We start from the raw sequence: 17,043 nt of genomic DNA on the forward strand, positions 1-17,043 counted from the left end.
AAATAATATGAACTGTTTAATATAGTAAATAGTGTTGGAGAATCTATAGATAAATCTATTTTGAACTGAATTTTTTTAAGTCATAGCATATTTATGGCTTTTTGTTTTTGAGTTTAGAAAACTTATATAAAACTTTAAATTTAAAAATAAGATTAAATGGAATTTATATAGTTGAATTTAAGGGAATTATAAATATTTATAGATTATAAATCGAGTTAGATACTGGGGGGATGAAATAATGAAGAAAATAAAAACGAAGAAGTTTTTGATTTTGGGAATTATTTTGCTGCTTATTATAGTCATACAATCAATACCAATTTTTATTTTAAAGGATATAGGTATGCAAAGAATAGATGGTGATTATGTGAATGTATACTATGATAAAGGTGATGAAAATGGAGCGGCTATTGTATTTAAAGATCTAGAAAATAGTGGAAAAGAAATTGTAAATAAATTAAACTATAAATTTGATTCAAAAACAGTCATTTATGTTTATAAAAATCAACCATTATTACATATTAGAAAATATGGTTTAGCTACATTAGCTATAGCACCAAATTGGTATATAGGTGATAATAAAGGTTCTAGAGTGTTGATGGTTTCGCCTGAAGCAAATATAAAAGATCACAATATGAAGAGCATAATGAGTGCAGCAAAGCATGAACTTGTTCATACAATTAATTATAGAATTAATCCTAACCTATCATATTTTATAGATAATGGTGTTGCAACATATTTAGCAAAACAAAGTCCTTATAAAAATTTTATTCAAGATAATGTAATACCTTCTATAGAGTTTCTGGATATTAAAGATGAATTGAAATTTGGAAATGCGGGAGGTTATCAGTATTCATATACTTTTATAGAGTTTCTAGATAAAGAATATGGATGGGAACGTGTGATTGAATTAATCGAAGGAAATAAATCTTATATGGATATATTTTCTAAAGATAAACAGGAAATATATAATGAGTGGGTAATATATCTAGAAAAATATTACTAATTTATGATTGATGTAACAGGTCGCGATTTCAGAATAAAATAGCGTCACATTATTCATAGTATCAACTTCACATTAGGTTAATAATTTTTAGTTGGTTATATGGAATAAAATAGAATGTCAATATATCAAGTTTAATTCATTTACATTTTTTAAAAGGATGTGAAATAATATATGGATATTTTGAATTTGTCTATAAGATTTTTCATTGTTTTTATAGTATATATGATTACTATAAGAATTTATATGATTTTAGCAGAGGGTATTGGTCATCTCCTTTTAAAACCATTACGATATATATGGAATAATCGGAATAAAAATTAAAAAAAGAATTTTACATATGGTACTCTAAAAATGGGAATCAAAAACCTTAGAATATCAAGTAGGGGGATAAAGTAATTTGGATGTGTGCAAGAATAAATTGAGGTGATATTTTGAAAAAGAAAACTATGCTAGGATTTTTATCAATATTTCTAATGATATTTTCATATGCTTTTTCTGTAGAGCTAAGAAGTGGGATATCTTTAGGCAAGTTATTTTTTGAAAGTATAGGATTTGATAATAGGTAAACTGCGATACCAGTAGAATATAAGACATTTAGATTAACTTAAAATGCTGGTCGTTAAAATATTTACAACAGTAGCGTTATTTTAATGACCAGCATTCTCACACACTCAAAAATAATATATAAATTTCATATAACAGTCCGTTAGGACACATAAAAAAAGCTCGATGAAATTTCATCGAGCTTTTTTATTACACGTTAAATCTAAATAATATAACGTCTCCATCTTTAACTATATATTCTTTTCCCTCAAGTCTAACAAGACCTTTTTCTTTAGCAGCACTCATAGTTCCAACACTAACTAAATCATCAAATGCTATAGTCTCTGCTCTTATGAATCCTCTTTCGATATCTGAGTGGATCTTTCCACCAGCTTCAGGAGCCTTAGCACCCATCTTTACTGTCCAAGCTCTAATCTCTTTTGGTCCAGCAGTTAAGTAACTTATAAGTCCAAGTAAAGAATAAGAAGCGCTTATAAGCTTATCAAGACCAGATTCATTAAGACCTAAATCAGCTAAGAATTCTTTCTTCTCATCTTCTTCAAGTTCAGAAATTTCAGCTTCTATTTGAGCACAAGCAACTACTACTTGAGCGTTTTCTAAAGCAGCGAATTCTCTAACCTTTGCAACCATTGGATTATTAGCAGCTTCATCAGCAAGCTCATCTTCACATACGTTAGTAACGTAGATTACAGGCTTTGAAGTTAAAAGGTTTAATTGCTTAACAAAAGCTTGCTCATCGTCTGTAAAGTCCATAGTTCTGATACATTTATTGTCTTCTAAAGTATCTTTTAATCTATTTACTAAGTTAAGCTCAGACATAAGAGACTTATCAGCTTTTGCAGCTTTTTGAGTCTTTTGGATTCTTCTTTCAAGTATCTCAATATCAGAGAATATTAACTCAAGGTTTATTGTCTCTATATCTCTTAGAGGATCTACAGAACCATCAACGTGAACTACGTTAGGATCTTCAAAGCAACGTACAACGTGAATTATTGCCTCAACCTCTCTTATATGAGATAAGAACTTGTTACCAAGACCTTCTCCTTTACTAGCTCCACGAACAAGACCTGCTATATCACAAAACTCTATAGCTGTAGGAACTATTTTTTGAGAATTATATATTTCTTTTAATTTATGTAATCTTTCATCTGGAACTGAAACTACACCAACGTTAGGCTCAATAGTACAGAATGGGTAATTTGCAGATTCTGCACCAGCTTGAGTTATAGCATTAAATAAAGTACTTTTTCCAACGTTAGGTAAACCAACTATACCTAATTTCATATGAATCTTCCTTTCGTTCATTAGTTATCAACTAGTTTTTGTAAAAAACTTTAAAACATACAGAGTTATTATAACTTATATGAGCTATACGTGCAACAAAACAAAAATATATGTTGAAAAAAATCAGATTATATTGTTTAGAATTTCCTAAAAAATATAAAATTGCTTAACATTAATTTATACAAAAAAGAAAAAACTATTTATATATTTATAAAGGATGTGATATTTTGAATAAAAGATATATTTTTTATATGCTTATAGTTTTGATTTTTATGATTTCGGGATGTAATTCTACTTCAAACAATACTTCTATGGTAAATGCTGTAGATATAGAAAAAGATATATCTAAAATACAGTATATAGGTAATTGCAATGTACTTTGTACTAACACTACGGCATTGATTAACATAGACTTTAAAAATAAAAATGATATGAATTATATTAACCAACAATCACTTAAAAAAAGTATAAAAGATATAGTAAAACATGAAAATTCAAACATTAAAAATATATTTATAACATCTGATGAAAATGTATCCAAAAAGATTCAAAATATATCTAAGAATGCAGATAAAGGTAAGAGTGTAGATTTGAAATGGGAGATACAAAACATAGTAAATAATTTTATACCAAATGTTTAGATGAACAGAAAAACTTCTGTTCTTTATTTTTGTAAGTATTCATAATTTTATAAGTATATAAAATATTTTATATTATTTATAAAATGTGGGTGATGAGGTTGTTAAAAAAAATAATATTGGGATTATGTTTTTTTTGTATATTCGTATTAGATGGATTCTTAGAAAGATTTTGTATAGTGCTATTTACTGTTTGTATTTATAATATAATATCAAATAAAGATACTGAGTTTTTGATTACAAGCTTTATTATATCTTATTTTATACTCAATTTTGTGATAATAATGTTTTTTCAACAAGAGGTCAAGACTAAAAGCTTAGAATTATGTGATAAAGCACAATCTAAAAAAGCTATAGTTTTAGTATATGATGGAGAAGATAGACGATATAACTTAAGTCAAAGAGCAAAGGAAATTTATTATAGAGATAGTATTTATTCGTTTTTTAATATGACGTATAATCTTTATAAATATAAAGATGCTTATGAACATTTAGGATCTAGTCAATTCAAGGATAAAGCGAGTGTTTTAAGAAAGAAACTATCAAAAAAATTAAATAATGAGTACACAATAGTAAATAGCAACTTATATACAGATAACTATATAGAAGATACTTTGATAGACTTGGTAAATAGAGGATATAAAGATATAATATTATGTCCAGTATTTTTGACTGAGGGAAAGGATTACGATTTGTTGAAAAAGAGGATAGATAATCTGGGAATATTAAAGTATGAGATAAATATAAGCATGACCGATTTGTTTTGGAATTCAAGGGCACTTGCCGATGCTTATAAGGAAGAAATTATAGGTAGCATAAGTGAAAATAAAAAGTCTGTAGGGGTACTTTTGGTTGGACTTGAAAAAAAGAATAACTTAAATGAGGATATACTTTTTAGAGAAAAGATAAAAAAATATCTTGAATATGATAAAAATCATGATATAAAAGTAAAATTACCTCTTTTAGAAAATCATAAAAAGGATATAATAAAAACAGGAGATGAATTACTAGAATATGGCATAGATCGTTTATACTTGGTTATGCCAACTGCATTATTTGAAAACATATATATAAGATCTTTGGGAGAATATATACTTAAAAAGCTAGACATACCTGATGGAACTGGATTTTATTACATAGGACCATTTAATGAAAATGAGGTATTCGTAGATGAACTTTATAAAAAAATAAAATTGTTAGAAAATGAAGGAGGTAAATAAATTGCACAAAGTAGAAAGAATAAATTTAGGTGATAAAATAAACTTAACTTTTATAGGTGTAGATAAATTTAAGACTAATTTGATAAGCGTATATATGCAAAGACCACTTGATAAAAAAGAAGTTACTAAAAATGCTTTGATACCTAATATACTTAAAAGTGGTAGTAATAAATTTAAAAGCCAAAGAGAAATATCTAAGAAACTAGATGACTTATATGGAGCTGGAGTTTATGCTGATGTAGCTAAAAAAGGAGATATGCAGATACTTAGTTTTAAGATGTCTATAACAGATGAAACTTATTTAGATGAAAAAATATTTAAAGAAAGCTTGATTTTTTTTAATGACATGATAAATGATCCTTTAGTAGAAAATGGAGGATTCAATAAAGAATATGTAGATATAGAGAAGAATAATTTAAGTGATAAAATAAAATCCAGAATAAACGATAAGAGTAGATATGCACTTGAAAGATGCATTGAAGAAATGTGTAAGGATGAAAAATTTAGTATATACGAATACGGATATGAAGAGGATATAGAATCTATAAATGAAAAGAACTTGTATGATCATTACAAAACTATAATGAAGTCATCTCCAATAGATATAGTTGTCGCTGGGAATTTAGATAAAGATAAGGTTTTAGATTATATAAAAAATATATTTAAATTTGAAAGAGAAAATGTTATAGATATAGTTGGGGATAATAATATAGGTATGATTGATTCTATTAAGAATGTCGTAGATAAGATGGATGTTACTCAGGGTAAGATAACACTAGGATATAGAACGAATATAGATTACAAAGATGATAGATATTATTCTTTAATGGTTTATTCTAGCATATTAGGAGGAGGACCTCATTCTAAGTTGTTTGTAAATGTAAGAGAAAAAGAGAGCTTATGTTATTATGTTTACTCTATGATAGAAAAGTATAAGTCTATAATGTTTATATCATCTGGAATAGAAATAGATAAGTACGATAAAGCTATAGAACTTATAGGTGAGCAGCTTGAAAAAATAAAAAAATCTGATATATCTGAGGAAGAAATAGTAAATAGTAAAAATTCTATAATAAACTCTATAAAGTCTGTTAGAGATAGTTTAAATTCTCTTTCTGATTTTTATTATAGCCAAGGTATAAGTGATGTTAATGAAAATTTAGATAGTATAATGAAGAAGATACAAAATGTTGATATTAAAGATGTTGTAGATGTATCTTCTGATATAAATCTAGATACTGTGTATTTTTTAAGAAACTAAAGGAGGCGTAAAAACATGAAAAAAATAGTAAATGATATATTAAAAGAAGAACTATACTATGATAAATTAGATTGTGGCTTAGAAGTATTTTTTATGCCTAAAGAGGGATTTAGTAAAAAATACGCTGTATTTGCTACTAATTATGGATCAAACCAATTAGAGTTTATACCTATAAATGAAAATGAAAAAATTAAAGTTAACGAGGGAATAGCCCACTTTTTAGAGCATAAGATGTTTGAACAGCCAGATGGAGGGAATGCATTTGATAAATTCTCTTTATTAGGAGCTAGTGCGAATGCTTATACTAATTTTACTATGACGGCTTATCTGTTTTCGGCAACAGATAATTTTTATGAATCGCTTGACCATTTGATAGATTATGTTCAAACTCCTTATTTTACTGATGAAAATGTAGAAAAAGAAAAAGGTATTATTGCACAGGAAATAAATATGTATGATGATAATGCGGATTGGAAGGTGTATTTTAATACATTAAAGGCGATGTATATTAAGCATAATACGAGAATAGATATTGCTGGAAGCGTGGATAGTATATATAAGATAGATAAGGAGGAGTTATATAAGTGCTACAATACTTTTTATAATCCTTCTAATATGGCTTTATTCGTAGTTGGTGATTTGGATTGTGATAAGGTTATGGAGACTATTAATAAAGCTATAAAGCCTAAGGATACTCTTGATAATATAAAGACATTTAAGGAAGAAGAACCAAATGAGGTTAATCAAAAAGAGATAGTAGAAAATTTATCTGTTTCTATTCCTTTATTTAATATAGGTATAAAGGATTTAAATGTCAATGTTAGTGGCAATGATCTTCTTAAAAAAGAAATATGTACAGAGATAATACTAGATATGATACTTAAAAAAGGGAGTAGCATATATGAAAAGCTTTATTTAAGTGGACTTATTAATCAAAACTTCGGTTGTGATCATGTATCTCAAATAGATCATGGATATACTATTTTAGGAGGAGAATCAAAAGATCCTTATAAGGTTAGAGATATTATATTTGAGGATATAAATAAATACAAGCAAGAGGGTCTTCATAAAGAAGATTTTGATAGAATAAAGAAAAAGAAAATAGGAATGTTTTTAAAATATTTTGATTCAGTAGAATTTATCGCCAATAATTTTATATCTTATCATTTTAGAAACATAAACTTTATAGATTACTTAGAGGTATTAAAAGCTGTAACATTTGAAGATGTAAAAGATAGATTCAACAAACATTTTAATGAAGAGTATTCTGTTATATCAATAATAAACCCTAAATAATAACTTAAAAATCGATATTATGGTATAATAAAAGCTAGGTTTAACCTAGCTTTTTTGTTTCAAAGAATTGAACTAGCAACTATTTTTGAGCAAAAAAGCTCGTTAGGTATCGTTGGCGACATCAGTCAGTGCGTAGCGACTAGACGAATTTTTTATTTTTTTTGGAGGTGTTTTTTATGGATCCTATTGCGTTTACTATATTCGGACTAGATGTTAGATGGTATGGAGTGTTAATATCTACAGGCATAATGATAGGTATGGTACTTGCGATTAGAGAAGCTAGGAGAGTAGGTATAAATGAAGATAAATTATTAGATTTATTCTTAATAGCGATTCCTTGTTCTATAATTGGAGCTAGAACGTATTATGTTATATTTAACTGGGATATATATGAAGGCAATATATATGAAATGATAAATATTAGAGGCGGAGGACTTGCTATACATGGAGCTATAATAGCTGCTGTTTTAGTTGGATATATATATTGTAGGGCTAAGAATTTGGAATTTCTCAGAATACTAGATTTGACTGCACCAAGTCTTGCGATTGGTCAGGCTATAGGAAGATGGGGAAACTTCATAAATCAAGAAGCTTATGGTAGACCAACTGACCTTCCTTGGGCAATTAATGTAAATGGAGTTAATGTACATCCAACTTTCTTATATGAGTCTATTTGGGACTTTTGCCTGTTTTTGTTTTTAATGTGGCTTAGAAAAAATAAGAAATATGATGGGAATGTGTTTGTATATTATGCTATTATATATTCTGTTGGAAGATTTTTTATTGAAGGTCTTAGAATAGATAGTTTAATGATTGGACCACTTAGAATGGCTCAGGTTATAAGTTTAGGCACAATAGTTGTAGGTATTCTTATTCATTTGGTGTTTATGAATAAGAAAAAAAACAAGATTTAATGTATTTAATAATTAGGAGGAAGAAATGGAATTTAATCATGTATCAGTATTATTAGATGAATGTATAGAAAATTTGAATATAAAGCCTGATGGAGTATATGTTGACGGTACTTTAGGGGGTGCAGGGCATTCTAGTGAAATAGCAAAAAGACTTGGAGAAAACGGAATGTTAATAGCATTTGACCAGGATATAAATGCTATTACGGTTGCTAAAGAAAGACTTAAGGCTTATGAAGGTAGGGTTAAGTTTATACACTCTAATTTTGTTAATTTAAAAGATGAACTTGAAAAGATAGGTGTAGAGCATATTGATGGTATATTAATGGATCTTGGAGTATCGTCTCACCAATTAGATGAAAGAGAAAGAGGCTTTTCTTATATGCAAGATGCAGATCTTGATATGAGGATGGATGTTAGAAATCCTCTTACAGCTGAGTATATAGTTAACAATTACAGTGAAGATGATCTGGATAGAATTATAAAATTATACGGCGAGGAAAACTGGTCTAGAAGAATTGCAAAGTTCATAGTTGAAGTAAGAGAAGAAAATCATATAAAGACTACTGGAGAATTGGTTGATATTATAAAAAGAGCTATACCTAAAAAAGCAAGAATAGATGGGCCACATCCTGCTAAAAGAACGTTTCAAGCTTTAAGAATTGCAGTGAATGATGAACTTGATATAATAGATAAAACTATAGAGGATGCAGCGAGCATTATGAATCCTAAAGGAAGAATATGCGTTATAACGTTCCACTCTCTTGAAGATAGAATAGTAAAGAACGTATATAAAAAATTATATACAGATTGTATATGTCCTACAGAACTTCCTATATGTCAATGTGATGAGGAAAGAATAGTTAAGATAATAACTAAAAAGCCTATACTTCCAACTGATGAAGAAATAGAAGTTAATCCAAGGGCGAGAAGTGCTAAATTAAGAGTCGCTGAAAAAATATAATTTATTAACGAAGTATTAGAACTATTAGCTTTTGTATAAAGGGGGGCAATATGGATAAAAAAGGGACAGTAAGTTTAAATGAATATAAGAAAAAGAAGCAATTAAAGAAAAAATCTCAATTAAATAATATAAATAAGCTTAAAAAGAAACGTTCTAAGAATAAAAGGAAAACCCTAGTTTACATTGTATTTGTTGCGATTGTATTATCCATAATAATAACCTTTATGTATAGATATTCTGTTATATCTGGTCTTAAATACGATATAAATTCTTTAAATAAAGAACTTGGAAATAAAAAAAATGAAAAAAAACAGTTGAATTTTGATTTAGATGAACTAAGCAGAAGTGGATTTATAGAAAAAGATGCAAAGGAAAGGCTTAATATGAATTATCCAACTGAAGAACAAACTGTTTATATAAACATTGATTGATGATAAGGGGGGAAACTTTTGTCTAAATCTAAAATAAGGTATAAAAGCAGATTGATGATTGTGTTATTTGGAGTGTGTTTTCTGTTTTTATGTTTGGTTGTAAGGATTGGATACTTGCAATTGGTAAAAGGAGTTTGGCTAAAAGAGAAGGCTTTATCTTTACAGACAAAGGATATCACTGTAGAAGCTAAAAGAGGAACAATATACGATAGAAAAGGAAAAGAACTTGCGTTAAGTCTTACTAAATATACTGTTTGGGCAGAACCATCTAAGATGACATCTTTAAATAAAAAAGATTTAAGAGAAGATTATGCAACTGTTCTTTCAGAAGTGTTAGAAGAAGACAAAAACACTATTTTAGATGAACTAAATTCTGATAAGAGAATTGTAAGAGTAAAAAGATGGATAGATTATGATAAGGTACAAGAATTAAAAAAGCATAATTTAAGAGGTATGTGGATAGTAAAAGATAATAAGAGATTTTATCCTTATGGAAACTTTGCATCCCATGTGATTGGACATGTTTCATCTGAAAATGCAGGAATGTCGGGTATAGAAAATAAATACGACAAAGATTTAAGAGGTCTTCCCGGAAGAAATATAATAAGCACAGATGTATCAGGAAAAGAAATTCCATATGGAAATGGCAAGTACAATGAGCCAAAGGATGGGATGAATATAGTTTTAACTATAGATGAAGTTATTCAACATTATGCAGAAGAGGCAGTTGATAAAGCTTTAATAGCTACTAATGCTAAAAAAGTTCATGCAATAGTTATGGATCCTAAAACTGGTGAAATTTTGTCTATGGTATCAAAGCCAGATTATGATCCTAACAAGCCAAGAAAAACCGTATATCCTGTATATCAACAGAGGATGGATGAAGGAGAAGATCAGCTAAATGTATTGATGGATATGTGGAGAAATCCTATGGTAAATGATATATATGAACCAGGGTCTACTTTTAAGTTAATAGTAGCTGCATCTGCACTTGAAGAAGATGTTGTAAAGTCTCATGAAAAATTCTATGATAAAGGATATATTATAGTTGCAGATAAGATGTTAAAGGATGCGGGATACCCTAAAAGCCATGGACAAGAAACGTTTGCTCAAGCTATTCAGAATTCATGTAACCCGGTGTTTGTACAAGTTGGTCAACGACTAGGTCTTGATAAATTATATGAATATACACAAGCTTTCGGAGTAACAGAAAAAACTGGTATAGATTTACCCGGTGAGGGAAAAGGAATTACATACAATAAAAAAGATGTAGGGCCTGTAGAACTTGCAACTATGTCATTTGGACAAGGTATATCTATGACTCCTATACAATTGATAACTGCTGTTTCATCTATAGCTAATGATGGAAAGCTTATGAAACCGAAGGTAGTTAAAGAATTTATAGATAGTAATGGAGAAGTTGTTAAAAGGTTTGAACCTGAGAAAATCAGAAATGTAATATCTGAGGATACTTCTAAGTTGCTTAGAAGTATAATGGAAAATGAGGTTATAGAAGGTGGAGGTAAAAACGCATATATATCAGGCTATCATGTTGGAGGAAAGACTGGAACTGCTCAAAAAGTTATAAATGGAAAATATGCACCGGGAAAATACATATCTTCTTTTGTAGGGATAGCTCCTGCTGATAATCCAAAGGTTGTAGTTTTGGTGGTTGTAGATGAACCTAATGTACAAAGCTACTATGGAGGAAGTGTAGCAGCTCCTGTTGTTAAGGATATTATATATAATACTTTGAGATATTTAAATGTAAAGCCTGTTTATACAGAAAAAGAAAAACAAGAACTTATACAAGAAGAGACTATAGTTCCTGAGGTTAGAAACTTGACTCTGCAAGAGGCTGGGAAAATATTATTAAATAATAAGCTTAACTTTACTATAGAACCTAATATGGATGTACATGGAGATGAGGAAATTATAGATATGTTTCCAAAGGCGGGTGCTAAAATACCAGTAGAATCAAATGTAATACTATATGTAAAAGGGAAAAATGAGAGTGATAAGGTTAATGTGCCAAATGTTGAGGGAAAAACTATAAAAGAAGTTTCGACTATATTTGAAGGTTTAGGCTTAAAGCTTAAGGCTACAGGAAATGGAAAGGCAGTATCTCAAAATCCAGTTGCAAATATTCAAGTAGAATCAAACTCTATAGTTACAGTACAATTTGAGTAGAAAAATTCGTCAATAAAAAAAGATATGCGTATTACGCATATCTTTTTTTTATTATGAATAATAATTATAATGAAAAGTATGATTTTAATACAGGTGGGATAATACGAAGGGGGATAGGTCTTTGTCTAGATTTGGGGTTAAGACTAAAAAGAGACTGGTATTCATATTGATAATGGTATCGTTGATATTTTCATTATTAATAGCTAGAATAGGATATTTATTATTAGTAAAAGGAGACTGGCTCAAAGAAAAAGCAATAGCACAACAAACAAGAGATATACCTATAGAACCAAAGAGGGGAACTATATACGATAGGAATGGAAAAGAACTTGCAGTTAGTATAACTAAGAACACTGTATGGGCTAAGCCATCTGAGATAAAGGATAAAAAAATGATAGCTAAAGAACTATCTATGATACTTGAAGAGGAAGAAGATGAAATATATAAAAAAATCAGCAAGAAAGTAGCTCTTGTAAAGGTTAAAAGATGGATAGAGGATGACAAGGCATCACAGATAAGAAAGCTAAAAATGAAGGGGATATGGATAGCAGAGGATAATAAAAGATATTATCCATATGGGAATTTTGCAGCACATATATTAGGGCATGTATCTCCTGATAATGAAGGGGTTTCTGGACTTGAGCTTAAATACAATAAGGATTTAAAAGGTTTTTTGGGAAGACTAGTTATAAGTACAGATGCATCTGGTAGAGAAATTCCAAGGGGAAGTGAAAAATACCATGAACCTACAGATGGATCGGGAATGGTTCTTACGGTTGATGAAACTATACAACATTATGCTGAAAAAGCAGTAGAAAAAGCTCTTATTATAAATAAGGCTAAACGAGTGCATGTAATAGTTATGCAGCCAAAGACAGGGGACATATTGGCTATGGTATCAAAGCCAGATTATGATCCTAATAATTATAGAACACCTATATACAAAAGTTTTGAAGAGGAACTAAATAAATACAGTGAAAAGGATAAGATAAAAGGCTGGTTTAAGATGTGGAGAAATCCAATAGTTAATGATACATACGAACCGGGTTCTACATTTAAGCTTATAACATCTGCAGCTGGGCTTGAAGAAGGGGTTGTAACTCCTGATGACGAGTTTTATGATAAGGGATTCATTATGGTAGGGGGAAGAAGAATAAAATGCTGGAGACATTATAGACCACATGGACAGGAAACATTTACTGAAGCTGTTCAAAATTCATGTAACCCAGTATTCGTAGAGGTTGGTCAAAGGTTGGGAGTTAAAAACTTATATAAATATATAAAGGCGTTTGGTCTTACTAGTAAAACAGGAATAGATCTTCCTGGAGAGGAGAATGGCCTTATGTACAATGAGAAAAATGTAGGGCCAGTAGAACTTGCGACTATATCTTTTGGTCAGAGTATATCCGTGACTCCTATACAACTTATAACGGCTATAAGTTGTATAGCTAATGATGGAAAACTTATGAAACCTAGAATAGTTAAGGAATTTATAGATAATAAAGGTAATGTTGTAAAAAGTATAGAGCCTAAGATGGTCAGAAGGGTAATTTCCCAGGAAACATCTAGGACGTTAAGAGGTATAATGGAATCTGTTGTGGCAGAGGGTTCGGGTAAAAAAGCTTATATAGAAGGATATCATGTTGGAGGTAAAACTGGAACTGCACAAAAGGTTATAGATGGAAGATATGCTAATGGTAGATATATTACATCGTTTGTTGGAATAGCACCAGCGTCAAATCCTGAAGTAGCAGTTATTGCTATAGTAGATGAGCCAAATGGAGAAACACAGTTTGGTAGTACGACTGCAGGTCCTATAATTAAAGAGGTAATTTATAATACTTTAAAATATCTAGAAATAAAACCTGATTATACAGAAGAAGAAAAAATTGATTTTGTAAAAAAAGAAGTCAGTGTTCCTGATGTTAGAAATATAAAACTTAAGGATGCAGGGAAAATTTTAGAGGAAAAGAATTTTAAATTTACGGTGGAGCCTAATATATACGAAACTGGAGAAGAAAAGGTTATAGATGTTTTTCCAAAGCCGGGGGTTAAGGTGTTTGAAGAATCTAATATAATACTTTATACTAAGCCAAATAATAAAGGAAATGAGAATATAATAAAGGTGGTAGTTCCGGATTTAATGGGCAAAACTGTAAAAGAATGTGATGATATTTTAAAAAAAATAGGATTGAAATTGAAACCAATAGGCTCAGGTATTGCTATATCACAAGATAAACAGGTGAATACAGAATTGAATGTAAATTCTATAATTACTGTTGAGTTTAAATAAACTATTAAAAAAAGATAAAGTGTTATATAATTAAAAAGGCAATGTATTTTTGTATGCATTGTCTTTTATAATGAAGTTTATTTATATTTTGAAAGGGGCACTAATATGTTGTTGAACGATTTGATAAAGGATTTGAATATTGTCGATATTAAAGGGAGTGTTGACATAAATATAGATGATATAAACTATGATTCGAGGAAATTAAAAAAAAATAGTTTGTTTATTTGTATTAAGGGATTTAGTTTAAATGGACATGAGTTCATATCTAATGCTATTGAAAAAGGAAGTACAGCATTTTTGGTAGAAGAAGATGTTTACATACAAGGATATACGTTTATAAGAGTTGAAGATACGAGAAAAGCCATGGCGAAAATATCTTCTAATTTTTATAATAATCCAACTAAAGAATTAAATTTAATAGGTGTTACAGGAACTAATGGAAAAACGACTATAACTCACCTTATAAAAGAAATTCTTGAATATAATGATGAAGAAACAGGTCTTATAGGTACTATAAAAAATGTAATAGCAGATGAAGAAATAGTTGCATCAAGAACAACGCCAGAGAGTGTTGAACTACAAGGTTATTTTAGGAAAATGCTTGATAAAAATATAAATAATTGTGCTATGGAGGTTTCATCGCACTCGTTAGAGCTTAAAAGAGTTGATGAATGTGAATTTAAGTTTGGGATATTTACAAATTTAACTGAGGAGCACCTTGATTTTCATACAGACTTAGATGAATATAGAAAAGCAAAAGAAAAGTTATTTCATAAGACAACTTTAGGCAACATTATAAATTTAGATGATGATGGTGGTAAAAAAATATATGAGTCTATAAAAAACTTGAAAACACCTATAATAACATATGCTATAGAAGAAGAAGCAGATATTATGGCAAAAGATATAAAAATATATTCAAGTGGAATTGAATATAAATTAATAACACCGAAATATCAAATGAATATAAAAACACCTATACCAGGAAGGTTTTCTGTATACAATTCACTAGCAGTTATAGCTCTGTGCTATTTAATGGATATACCAAAAGAAACTATAGCTGAAAGCCTACAAAATACAAATGGTGTATCTGGAAGATTTGAAAGCATTGATACAGATAAAGGATTTAGTGTGATAATAGATTATGCTCATACCCCTGATGCACTTGAAAATGTATTAAAAACTGCCAAGGAATTTGTAAAGGGAAACATAATAACAGTATTTGGATGTGGCGGAGATAGAGATAAGACAAAGAGACCTTTGATGGGAAGAATTAGTCAGCAATATTCTGATTATACAGTTATAACAAGTGATAATCCAAGAACAGAAATCCCAGAAGATATAGTAAAGGATATTTTAAATGGAATAGATACTAACAATTCAAATTACAAGATTATACTGGATAGAAAAGAAGCAATTCATCATGCAGTGGATAAGGCTGAAGATGGAGATGTTGTAATTATAGCTGGTAAGGGTCATGAAAATTATCAGATTATAGGTAAAGAGAAAATACATTTTGATGATAAAGAAGTTGTCAAAGAAATATTAGGAAAGGAGTAGAATATGAAGGCGATAAATATAAGTGAAATACTTGATAATGCAAAAGGGAAGCTTATACAGGGGAATAAAGGGACTTTGATAAAAAGTATAAGCATAAATAGTAAAAATGTAGATGAAGAAGGCTTATTTGTACCTTTGATCGGAGAAAAATTTGATGCACATGATTTTGTGTATGATGCATATAAAAACGGATGTAAGACTTTTTTAAAAGATAAAAATCACGATTTAAATTTTAACAGTGAAGACATAAATATTATAGAAGTTGAGGATACGACTAAGGCACTAGGGGATATAGCTAGATTGTATAAAGAAAAGTTTTTGATAAACTATGTAGCAGTTACAGGAAGTACAGGCAAGACTACTACTAAAGACATGATATATAGTGTATTATCTAGCAAATATAACACATTAAAAACAGAAGGGAACTTCAATAACCATATAGGACTTCCTCTGACTATATTTAAGCTTAAAGATGAACATCAATGTGCCATACTTGAAATGGGAATGTCTTCCTTTGGCGAAATAGAATATCTATCAGAAATAGTAAATCATAAAATCGCTGTAATATCCAATATAGGCCTTTCTCATATACAAAATTTGGGGTCGCAAGAAGGTATATTAAAGGCAAAGCTTGAGATAACTAAAAACTTTACTAATGAAAATACTCTTATAATAAATGCAGATGATAAGTACTTAAAAACTTTAAAAAATAAAGAATTAAAATATAAATTAAAAACGTTTGGATTTGAAAAAGACAACGATTTATATTGCGTTGAATACAAAATGAATGAAACAGGGATAGATTTTGAATGTATCGTTCATAATCAAAAAGAGGAGTTTTTTATTCCTGCAAGAGGTAAGCACAACATATATAATGCAATGGCAGCTATATTAACTGGAATTGAGTTAGGACTTAGCATAAATCAAATAAAAACAGGACTTCTAAATTTTAAGAATGGCAAAATGAGACTTGATATACTAAAGACAGATTCGTTTGAAATAATAAATGATGCATATAATGCAAGTCCGGATTCTATGAAGGCAGCTCTCAACATACTTGGTGAATATAAACAAAATAGAAAAATATCTATACTTGGAGATATGCTTGAAATGGGAGAATATGCGAAGAATGGTCATGAATTAGTAGGTGAATATTCAATTGGTAATTCTGATTTAATAATAACTGTTGGAAAAGATTCGAAGCATATAGGAAATGGTGCAATGAAAAAAGGATTTAATGAACAAAATGTAATCCACTTCAATACTAATTCACAGGTTATAGATTATCTTAAAAATATATTAGAAAAAGATGACGTTATTTTAATAAAAGGTTCAAGAGGTATGAAAATGGAAGAAATAGTTGTTTTTTTGAATGACTACAAAATTTAACTATATAAAAAACAAAGTTTAAAACGCGAGAGGAGTTTA

Annotated in this window: 14 protein-coding genes; 13 read left to right on the forward strand and 1 reads right to left on the reverse strand. The window is 29.3% G+C overall.

Annotated features, from left to right (window positions below; all coding sequences use genetic code 11):
* Positions 1-238: 238 nt before the first annotated feature.
* Both WJW32_RS12080 and WJW32_RS12085 read left to right on the forward strand, forming a co-directional pair.
* Positions 239-1,003, forward strand: coding sequence for a hypothetical protein (locus tag WJW32_RS12080; RefSeq protein ID WP_340258663.1), 765 nt, complete (start codon positions 239-241; stop codon positions 1,001-1,003).
* Positions 1,004-1,434: 431 nt separating this feature from the next.
* Entirely contained in the window at positions 1,435-1,569 is a 135-nt protein-coding gene (locus WJW32_RS12085; protein ID WP_340258665.1) for a hypothetical protein, read from the forward strand.
* A 187-nt stretch (positions 1,570-1,756) separates the two neighbouring features.
* On the opposite strand, the gene ychF is transcribed toward WJW32_RS12085, so the two are convergent.
* Positions 1,757-2,851, reverse strand: coding sequence for a redox-regulated ATPase YchF (ychF, locus tag WJW32_RS12090; RefSeq protein ID WP_340258667.1), 1,095 nt, complete (start codon positions 2,849-2,851; stop codon positions 1,757-1,759).
* Positions 2,852-3,078: 227 nt separating this feature from the next.
* On the opposite strand from ychF, the gene WJW32_RS12095 reads away from it, so the two are divergent.
* The 11 genes from WJW32_RS12095 to WJW32_RS12145 all read left to right on the forward strand — a co-directional run bounded on the left by WJW32_RS12095 (position 3,079) and on the right by WJW32_RS12145 (position 17,004).
* Entirely contained in the window at positions 3,079-3,492 is a 414-nt protein-coding gene (locus WJW32_RS12095) for a YhcN/YlaJ family sporulation lipoprotein (RefSeq protein ID WP_340258669.1), read from the forward strand.
* 98 nt (positions 3,493-3,590) lie between these two features.
* The gene (locus WJW32_RS12100; protein WP_340258671.1) at positions 3,591-4,709 is read left to right on the forward strand and encodes a hypothetical protein; all 1,119 of its coding nucleotides are present in this window, start codon (positions 3,591-3,593) and stop codon (positions 4,707-4,709) included.
* A gap of 1 nt (position 4,710) precedes the next feature.
* A complete protein-coding gene (gene yfmF / locus WJW32_RS12105) occupies positions 4,711-5,970 on the forward strand; it encodes an EF-P 5-aminopentanol modification-associated protein YfmF (protein WP_340258673.1) in 1,260 nt (419 codons plus the stop codon).
* A gap of 15 nt (positions 5,971-5,985) precedes the next feature.
* Positions 5,986-7,266 carry an EF-P 5-aminopentanol modification-associated protein YfmH gene (yfmH, locus tag WJW32_RS12110; protein WP_340258675.1) on the forward strand — a complete coding sequence of 427 codons (1,281 nt, stop codon included), beginning with the start codon at positions 5,986-5,988 and terminating at the stop codon, positions 7,264-7,266.
* 176 nt (positions 7,267-7,442) lie between these two features.
* Positions 7,443-8,180, forward strand: coding sequence for a prolipoprotein diacylglyceryl transferase (gene lgt / locus WJW32_RS12115; protein WP_340258677.1), 738 nt, complete (start codon positions 7,443-7,445; stop codon positions 8,178-8,180).
* A 25-nt stretch (positions 8,181-8,205) separates the two neighbouring features.
* Positions 8,206-9,141 carry a 16S rRNA (cytosine(1402)-N(4))-methyltransferase RsmH gene (gene rsmH, locus WJW32_RS12120; RefSeq protein ID WP_340258679.1) on the forward strand — a complete coding sequence of 312 codons (936 nt, stop codon included), beginning with the start codon at positions 8,206-8,208 and terminating at the stop codon, positions 9,139-9,141.
* A gap of 50 nt (positions 9,142-9,191) precedes the next feature.
* Positions 9,192-9,572, forward strand: coding sequence for a septum formation initiator family protein (locus WJW32_RS12125; RefSeq protein ID WP_340258681.1), 381 nt, complete (start codon positions 9,192-9,194; stop codon positions 9,570-9,572).
* An 18-nt stretch (positions 9,573-9,590) separates the two neighbouring features.
* Positions 9,591-11,762, forward strand: coding sequence for a penicillin-binding transpeptidase domain-containing protein (locus tag WJW32_RS12130; RefSeq protein ID WP_340258683.1), 2,172 nt, complete (start codon positions 9,591-9,593; stop codon positions 11,760-11,762).
* Between the two features lie 121 nt (positions 11,763-11,883).
* Positions 11,884-14,055: a stage V sporulation protein D gene (locus WJW32_RS12135; RefSeq protein ID WP_340258685.1), complete on the forward strand. Its 2,172-nt coding sequence runs from the start codon at positions 11,884-11,886 to the stop codon at positions 14,053-14,055.
* Between the two features lie 105 nt (positions 14,056-14,160).
* Positions 14,161-15,615: a UDP-N-acetylmuramoyl-L-alanyl-D-glutamate--2,6-diaminopimelate ligase gene (locus WJW32_RS12140; RefSeq protein ID WP_340258687.1), complete on the forward strand. Its 1,455-nt coding sequence runs from the start codon at positions 14,161-14,163 to the stop codon at positions 15,613-15,615.
* Positions 15,616-15,618: 3 nt separating this feature from the next.
* The gene (locus tag WJW32_RS12145; protein ID WP_340258689.1) at positions 15,619-17,004 is read left to right on the forward strand and encodes a UDP-N-acetylmuramoyl-tripeptide--D-alanyl-D-alanine ligase; all 1,386 of its coding nucleotides are present in this window, start codon (positions 15,619-15,621) and stop codon (positions 17,002-17,004) included.
* The last annotated feature ends 39 nt before the right edge of the window (positions 17,005-17,043 follow it).

This window comes from Tepidibacter sp. Z1-5, assembly GCF_037844525.1.
Lineage (GTDB): Bacteria > Bacillota > Clostridia > Peptostreptococcales > Peptostreptococcaceae > Tepidibacter_A.

Bases quoted from the DNA above. Each gene is read 5' to 3' on its own strand.
- WJW32_RS12080 (WP_340258663.1), top strand. From the start codon at position 239: ATGAAGAAAATAAAAACGAAGAAGTTTTTGATTTTGGGAATTATTTTG.
- yfmH (WP_340258675.1), top strand. From the start codon at position 5,986: ATGAAAAAAATAGTAAATGATATATTAAAAGAAGAACTATACTATGAT.
- rsmH (WP_340258679.1), top strand. From the start codon at position 8,206: ATGGAATTTAATCATGTATCAGTATTATTAGATGAATGTATAGAAAAT.
- WJW32_RS12125 (WP_340258681.1), top strand. From the start codon at position 9,192: ATGGATAAAAAAGGGACAGTAAGTTTAAATGAATATAAGAAAAAGAAG.
- lgt (WP_340258677.1), top strand. From the start codon at position 7,443: ATGGATCCTATTGCGTTTACTATATTCGGACTAGATGTTAGATGGTAT.
- ychF (WP_340258667.1), bottom strand. From the start codon at position 2,851: ATGAAATTAGGTATAGTTGGTTTACCTAACGTTGGAAAAAGTACTTTA.
- WJW32_RS12140 (WP_340258687.1), top strand. From the start codon at position 14,161: ATGTTGTTGAACGATTTGATAAAGGATTTGAATATTGTCGATATTAAA.
- WJW32_RS12145 (WP_340258689.1), top strand. From the start codon at position 15,619: ATGAAGGCGATAAATATAAGTGAAATACTTGATAATGCAAAAGGGAAG.